The sequence below is a fragment of the Prevotella sp. AM23-5 genome, assembly GCF_003473645.1.
In the GTDB taxonomy this organism is placed as follows: domain Bacteria; phylum Bacteroidota; class Bacteroidia; order Bacteroidales; family Bacteroidaceae; genus Prevotella; species Prevotella copri_A.
In genome coordinates this window covers 1-6,932 of sequence record NZ_QUCG01000111.1, presented here as the reverse complement: position 1 = coordinate 6,932, position 6,932 = coordinate 1, and the positions used below count along the sequence as shown (strand labels likewise).

At 47.9% G+C, this 6,932-nt stretch carries 9 protein-coding genes; 2 read left to right on the top strand and 7 right to left on the bottom strand.

What is annotated here, in order from left to right; genetic code table 11:
* Positions 1 to 6: 6 nt before the first annotated feature.
* The 6 genes from DW657_RS18005 to DW657_RS16195 form a co-directional block, all read right to left on the bottom strand.
* Positions 7 to 162: a hypothetical protein gene (locus DW657_RS18005; protein WP_158577414.1), complete on the bottom strand. Its 156-nt coding sequence runs from the start codon at positions 160 to 162 to the stop codon at positions 7 to 9.
* Entirely contained in the window at positions 149 to 598 is a 450-nt protein-coding gene (locus DW657_RS16215; protein WP_118313433.1) for a DUF1896 domain-containing protein, read from the bottom strand. Before DW657_RS16215 ends, DW657_RS18005 begins: the two co-directional genes overlap by 14 nt.
* 179 nt (positions 599 to 777) lie before the next feature.
* Positions 778 to 2,934 carry a type IA DNA topoisomerase gene (locus tag DW657_RS16210; RefSeq protein ID WP_118313432.1) on the bottom strand — a complete coding sequence of 719 codons (2,157 nt, stop codon included), beginning with the start codon at positions 2,932 to 2,934 and terminating at the stop codon, positions 778 to 780.
* Between the two features lie 98 nt (positions 2,935 to 3,032).
* Complete coding sequence (locus DW657_RS16205; protein ID WP_118313431.1) at positions 3,033 to 4,691, bottom strand: DUF4099 domain-containing protein; 1,659 nt, start codon at positions 4,689 to 4,691, stop codon at positions 3,033 to 3,035.
* 31 nt (positions 4,692 to 4,722) lie between these two features.
* On the bottom strand, positions 4,723 to 5,001 hold the full coding sequence (locus tag DW657_RS16200) for a helix-turn-helix domain-containing protein (RefSeq protein ID WP_081978971.1): 279 nt from the start codon (positions 4,999 to 5,001) through the stop codon (positions 4,723 to 4,725).
* A gap of 77 nt (positions 5,002 to 5,078) precedes the next feature.
* Positions 5,079 to 5,378 (bottom strand): helix-turn-helix domain-containing protein, encoded by a 300-nt coding sequence (locus DW657_RS16195; protein WP_118313430.1) that lies wholly within the window; start codon positions 5,376 to 5,378, stop codon positions 5,079 to 5,081.
* Positions 5,379 to 5,619: 241 nt separating this feature from the next.
* On the opposite strand from DW657_RS16195, the gene DW657_RS16190 reads away from it, so the two are divergent.
* Together DW657_RS16190 and DW657_RS16185 are read left to right on the top strand one after the other, a co-directional pair.
* Positions 5,620 to 5,907 (top strand): helix-turn-helix domain-containing protein, encoded by a 288-nt coding sequence (locus DW657_RS16190; protein WP_071122342.1) that lies wholly within the window; start codon positions 5,620 to 5,622, stop codon positions 5,905 to 5,907.
* Between the two features lie 93 nt (positions 5,908 to 6,000).
* A complete protein-coding gene (locus DW657_RS16185) occupies positions 6,001 to 6,336 on the top strand; it encodes a helix-turn-helix domain-containing protein (protein ID WP_118313429.1) in 336 nt (111 codons plus the stop codon).
* Between the two features lie 102 nt (positions 6,337 to 6,438).
* Here the strand turns inward: DW657_RS16185 and DW657_RS16180 are convergent, their stop codons facing one another.
* Positions 6,439 to 6,834 carry a hypothetical protein gene (locus tag DW657_RS16180; RefSeq protein WP_228114856.1) on the bottom strand — a complete coding sequence of 132 codons (396 nt, stop codon included), beginning with the start codon at positions 6,832 to 6,834 and terminating at the stop codon, positions 6,439 to 6,441.
* Positions 6,835 to 6,932: the final 98 nt, after the last annotated feature.

Here is a 6,932-nt window from a genome sequence, read left to right as displayed (position 1 = left end):
GAGTTATCAACAAATTAAAAAGTTAAAGACCCCGAATCCGCAGTAACGCTCCAGAAGGAGACGCTCACGGGCGGTCGGCGTGCGCTGTTCCCTGTCAAGGATGAATGCCGTCTCTATCGCCTTGATGTTGTCGTTCAGACGTTGTTTTCTATTGTACGCCATTTGACTCTATGAAAATGGCTACGGCTCCAGTCAACTCAGTGTAGAGCTGGTCGTAGTCCGGTGACTGGGCAAAATCGTCATCGGTGAGGTCGTAAATGGAATACACGTTATCAACCAAAGGCAGGAGGTTCTTGACAAACGCTTCCTGATCTTCTACTGCTACCTCCAGGGGAAACTCACTGTCAACAACATCATACAGGATGCTGTACTTGGAAAAGCGGAGACCTTTCAGCAATGCTGACATGGCAAGCTCTTGTGCCGCATCGGCAAAGAGGGCATCACGCCGTGCCTGCTCATATACTTCTGCGGCATGGTCTGCACGTTCGCGGATAAAGTCCGCATCGCTGGCTTGTGGAAAACGGTTCTCTATGAGGTGGTTCAAGAGATACAGTCCGTAATAGGACAGCTCTGTCTGTGCCTGTTTCTTTCTGTTCATTTGTCAGTTGAATGGATTAAGTGGTGAATAATAAACCGTGGATGGCGGTTGATGTTAGTTGAAAGCAAGAAAAAGGCACTCGGTATCCCTCCGAGTGCCGCCACTTAATCCACAGTAAATAAAAGCATCCTGAATAAAGACACCATTTATGAACCATGTTTCGGTGGCAAAGGTACAAACTATTTCTTGTATCTCTTCACATTTCCTCGCTTTTCTGCTGTTTTGCGCTCTGCAAAGACGAATTTCGTGTTGAAATTCTCGTCAAAGGCAATGGCTGCGGAGAATGATTTGCCTTGCTTGCTGGTGAAACCATTGAGCGTTCTGGTCTTGCCCTTGGTAAGCAAGTCGGTGATGTCGGAATCAGTGAGCAACTTTCCTGCTACCTGCTTGAACACTGGCATACCGCACTCCTTGTTGCTGCATCTTACTACCTTTCCGAAGAACTGCATGGTACCTTGCTTGCATTTAGGACACTGGCAGCCGGAATCCTTGTGGCTGAAAAGTCTGTCACAACCTAACAATTCCGCAGTGATTTCACGGGTATAACCTTCGATACTATGGGTGAACCCGTCTGCACTTGCTTCACCTCGTTCTATCTTGGCAAGTTCCGCCTCCCATTTGCCCGTCATCTCCACATTGGCAATCGCCATGTTCTTCACCACGGAATGCAGGGCAAGTCCTTTTTCTGTCGGCACAAGTTTCTTCTGCTGGCGCACCATATACTCTCGTTTGAGCAGGGTTTCGATGATGGCGGCACGTGTGGCAGGTGTGCCAATACCGCTGTCCTTCATTGCCTGGCGCATCGTATCATCTTCTATCTCTTTGCCTGCGGTCTCCATTGCTGCAAGCAATGTGGATTCCGTATGCAATGGCTTTGGTTTGGTCTTGCCCTCCGTGATGGTGCAGCCAGAAAGAGTGATATGCTGTCCTTCTTGCCAGTTGGGAATGACTTGATCCTTGACCTCATTGTCTGTTGCGTCTGCATCCTTGTCCTGCCTGTTGTTCTTTTCCTTGAGCGGCAACGCTCGCCAGCCAGTCTGTCGGATGATGGAGCCACTGATGCCAAATTCGACGTCATGATCCACTTGCGCCGTTACTGATGTGATGTCCTTGATGCAGTCTGCCGAGAACGCTTCAATCATCCGGCACAATATCATGTCATAAACGATCTTCTCGTCCTTGAAAAGACCAATGGCTGCATTTTCTGTGATGAGCAGGGCATGGTGGTCGGTCACCTTGGCGGCATTCACGCTGTTCTTGCTGTAGTCCTCACTGCCAGGCAAGAGTTTCACTTTCTCTCCATATTCCGAATGATTCTCCAAATTCTTGAAGAGTTTGGGAAGGGTGGCAAATACATCATCCGAGATATAGCGGCTTGATGTTCTCGGATAGGTGATGAACTTTGCCTCGTAGAGTTTCTGGGCGATGGAGAGGGTATGCTCTGCCGTGAAGCCATGCTGGGAGTTGGCTTCTTTCTGCAAGGTGGTGAGGTCGTAAAGGAGCGGTGCTTTCTCCACCTTTCGCTTGGTTGTGACCTTTGTGATGATGGCAGAATCGGTATCTTTCACCTTATTATAGATGTCGGTTGCGGTGGCTTTGTCTGTCCATCGGTTGGCAGATGTGAACTTCAGTATATTGCCACTGTCTGCATCAACCACACCGAAGTGTACCTGCCAGAACGGTTTCGACTCGAAACGCTTGTGTTCCCAATAGCGTTCGCACACCATGCCAAGTGTCGGAGTCTGCACACGACCTACGGAATAGGTGCCACGTCCTGCGGCTATCGTCAGGGCCTGTGTGCCGTTGATGCCGACGAGCCAGTCTGCCTCACTTCGTGCCTTGGCTGCATGATAGAGATTGTCATACTCCTTGCCGTCCGTGAGGTTCCGAAGTCCCTCACGGATGGCGGTGTCCGTAAGCGAACTGATCCAGAGACGGTCGAAAGGTTTCCTGCAACCAAGATACGCATAGAGGTATCGGAAAATCAACTCTCCCTCACGTCCGGCATCGGTTGCTACGATAATGCGCTCACTGCTGTCAAACAGCTTGCCGATAATTTTAATCTGGGCAAGCACACCTGCATCTGGTTTGTAGCCGTTCTCTGTCTTGACTTGTCGGGGAACAAGAACGAACGGGTCGGGAATCACAGGCAGATTCTCTGCATGGAATCCCTTCATGCCGTAGGTTTCCGGCATAGCTGGCTGCACTAAATGTCCAAATGCCCATGTCACAAAATAGCCATTGCCCTGCATATAGCCTTCCTCACGCTTGTCAGCTCCCACAATGTGGGCGATTTCCTTGGCTACGCTTGGTTTCTCTGCGATGATTGTCTTCATTGTCTGTTGTTTTTGTGACATCCGCAACCGTGGGATAGACGGTCGCAGATGTCGGTTGTTATGATGGATGATTAACTCTGTGGATCAAGTGGCGGCAACTACATCTTCACGCTTCTTGCCCTTCTCTTTGGCTTCTGTTCCTCTGCGTTCTGTTCCTTCTGCTGCTTTTCGTTCTTTGGCGCAGACTGTCCCGGACTCAGCGGATCCTTGGTGTGCTTGGTCGCCTCATGGGTCTTGCCATGCTCGTTGACGGCGACTTGTACCTTGTTCTCGTTGGTCGGAATCTGTTCCTTTGCCTGTTTGAGGTCTGGATTGTTGCGGTAGGAACGTGGCTGCATTTTGTCGAAATCGAACTTCACGTAGGCGGTATAGGTACCGCTGCCGTTCTTGTTCGGCACTTCCTTGATCTCGATGGTCTTGCCTGCCACATAGTCGTCCTTCTGCTGCTCGGTCAGTTCCTTCTTGAAATAGGTGTTGAGTCGGCGGATGGTCCCGTCCTCATTGAGCCAGTGGTTGGGATCTTGCTGCTTCTTCTGACCGCCCGCATCACCTTCTGCCTTCTGCTCCTGCTTGTCAGCGGTTTGCTTCTTGTCTCCATTCTGTTTCTGACCTTGCGCCTGTCTTGTGCTGCCAGGCACGAACTCTACGCCACGCTGTTCCACATTCACCTGCAACAGCGGTGTAAACTTGCGCCCGTTGGCAAGCTCAATCTCCTTGCGAAGCGGAATACCTGAGTAGAGCACTCTCTTGTCGTCCTTGGTAATAGGTGTCTTGCCGATGGTATCGGGTATGCGCACCTTGTTGGTAGGGATGTCCACAATCTCATTGGTGAGACGATCGATACTGATGAAATGAGGACGCAGCTCACCTGTATTCTTGTCGGGGAAATCCACTACCTTTCCGAGGTTGCCGTTCTGCAATAGGTTCTTCTTGTCCTCTGGAGTGAAGGTATAGCCTTTGTAAGCTACATCGAGTTTAGGCTCGTTGCGCACGAAATGCGGCACGAGTTGCAACTGGTCGTTATCGTCCTTGCGGAATGACAGACGGGCCTGTATCTCTATCTGTTCACCACCGAAGGTCGGCTTCACAATCACAAGCCCCGTCTTGCCGTAGTTGAGCAGGGCTTTCATATCCTTCTCATTCATACTGTTGAAGTCTATGCCATATTTGGCACCAAGTTCCCGCAGGTTCACATCGTTACAACTAATGAGGTTCTGCTTTACACCCGGAGCGGTCTGTGCCTGCTGTTCGGTTGCGGTCTGTTCTGGTTTCTGTTCCATGTCGTTCTCTTTTTCGTTGGTTTGTTCAGATGATACATTCTCTTTTTCTGTGTTAGCTTGCGTCTTGGACGCATCGTCCGATGATGCGGTTTCTTTCGCCTGACCTTCCGATTGCTTTGCCTCTTTCTCATAATTGGAGGTGTCAACCTTGTGGGCGGAAAGAATCTCCTTGTTAGCCTCCGGATCTTTCAGCAACTCCTTCATCACGCCAAGCAGGTTTTCCACCTGGTCTGCCGCTATGCGGTAGAATCCGAATCGGCTTGGCTCCTTGCACTGGCGGAAGAAGTTTCTAAAGAAACTGTCCATCAGGTCACTGTTGCGGTCAAAACGCAGGAAGTCAGACGTGTTCTCCGCCTTGGCGGGTGCTCGCTTCGGTGTGCCGTCCCTGCTGAGTCCGGCGACGACGCTGATCTCGCCCGTCTTCTCGTCACGGACTACCAGCACGTCCTGTTCATCACTCTTTTTCTTTTGTACCATAATTGTAAATTTTTAATGGTGAATACTTTTGTTATTTGAATTTCTGATGAATGCGAGTCAAGTAATGCTCCACATTCTCTTTCTTAAATTCTTTGACATTATTCTCTACAAACTGCATCACATCCTCTTCCGTGTAGTATGTTTTCTGCCCCAAACGCTTGTAGGGAAGCACTCCCAGACTGCGATAGCGTTGAAGGGAACGAGGGGATATTTGAAATAAGAGGCAGAGGTCTTGGTTGTCAAGCAATTTTTCATTGATGGCAGAACTTCCTTTTTGCTCCGTCTCTCGTTCGTGTCTCAACATCAGCATGTCGTAGATGCCGTCTATCTTTTTGTGTAGGTCATGGAGATATAACTCCAGTTTTCTCAATGTTCCATCTTCCATGCTCATGTTTCCTTTGCTATTGTTCGTTCCTCAACCATTCTTTCAATGGCTTCAACTTGGTATCGGCATTGATTGCCAATTTTAATAAACTCAATGCGGTTCTCCGAGCGCATTCGCTGCAAGGTGCGCTTGCTCACACCAAGCATCTTAGCTGCATCGTCATTGGTCAACATCGGCTTCAATCTCTTGCCCGTCAACTTCTCTTGAAATGCCATTTTTGCCAATCGCACGTACTGGACTATTTCTGTCAACTGTTCTGTCAGCTTTTTGAAGGCTGCACTTTCCATTGTTATTACTTCCATTCTAATTCCGTTTGAAATGTTATGTAATTCGTTGTTTTTATTTCTCGGCGGCAAAATTAAGCATTTGAGAAATACCCGTTTAACAACTCATTAATGACCCACGTATAATTTTCTTGATTTTTCTTGCCAAGCGGTCGGCAAACCCCAGAAAAGCACTGCCACAGTTATTCATTTTCATTGTTTTTCAACATACACACATTAACTTTGCATCCGAATTTGTTGAACCAATAAAACAGAGAATATGGAAGTAGTAACAATGGAAAAGAAGGCATTCGACTTGATGATGGCAAGATACGATGCCTTGGTAAAGAAAGTGGAGTTGCTGAAGCATAAGGCTAACGGCAAGCGTCTGAACAAATGGCTTACAGGGCATGAGGTCTGCCAGCAACTTCGCATCAGCCAGCGCACCTTACAAAAACTTCGTGACCGCCGTTTCTTGGGGCATACCCAGATAGGTCGCCAATTCTATTACTGCCCCGAAGAGGTCAAAGCCATCGTTCCGCTTATCGCCAGAATCAAATCGGTATAGCGTAAAGCCAAACTCGCCCAAGGCAAAGCCAAAAACTTTACCCTGGGCGAGCCAACACATTTTATATTCACCACTTAATCCAAATTGTAAACAATGAACATGAACCAACTTCTTACGCATGAGAGCAAGTCGATAGACACCGCCATGCAATCCTTGAAGAAAGCCAACAACTGGCTATCCTCATTCATCGAGTCCTACAGCCCACCTTTGGACGGGGAGCGATACCTCACCGACAAGGAACTCTCCGAGTTCCTGAAGCTTAGTCGCCGTACCTTGCAGGAATATCGCAAACAAGGCATCTTGCCCTACATTATATTATGTGGCAAAACCCTCTATCCGGAATCCGAGATACAAGCACTTCTCACTGGTAATTACCGCAAGCCGATAATCGACGGCACTGTTTCACAAGGGGAGGGTACTGCTTCATAATAGCGAAACAAGAATAGCGTACAGGGTACAACGACAAAAATCGTTCCCTCTGTACGCTATTATATTATAAAGGTGTAGGATCTTATTAAAAGATGAGAGATTCTAACTTGCACCTCTTGGCATCGTTCCGTTCATCACAATAATCATCGGATACTCGTGTTTTACTTGCTCTGCTTGGCAATCCTTGCGGTTCACAACCTTACTGATAAACCATTGTCTAAACAACAAGGCTTGGTATGTATCCATTTGAAGTGCTATGGCGATAATCACTTCCATATCATAGACATGCGCAGAATATCCATTTTCAAGTTTGATGTATTGAGAATGCCGGAAGTCTTTCAGCACACTTTGTTTCCAAATGCGCTTGATGGTATTCTTCACTGCTGTCCCTGTTACATTCAACAGTTCGGCAATCTCCCAAACTGTCATCCACACCTCACCATGATGTGGGGCGTAGATGACCATATCTTCCTGTATTGTTATCACTTGTCGTTTCATACTCTGCCATTTATAGTGTTAGTATTATCGTTGCAAACATTTCCAAACGTGAATTCCTCAATGTTATTTATTTGCTGAGACAACTTTTCCACGTCTTT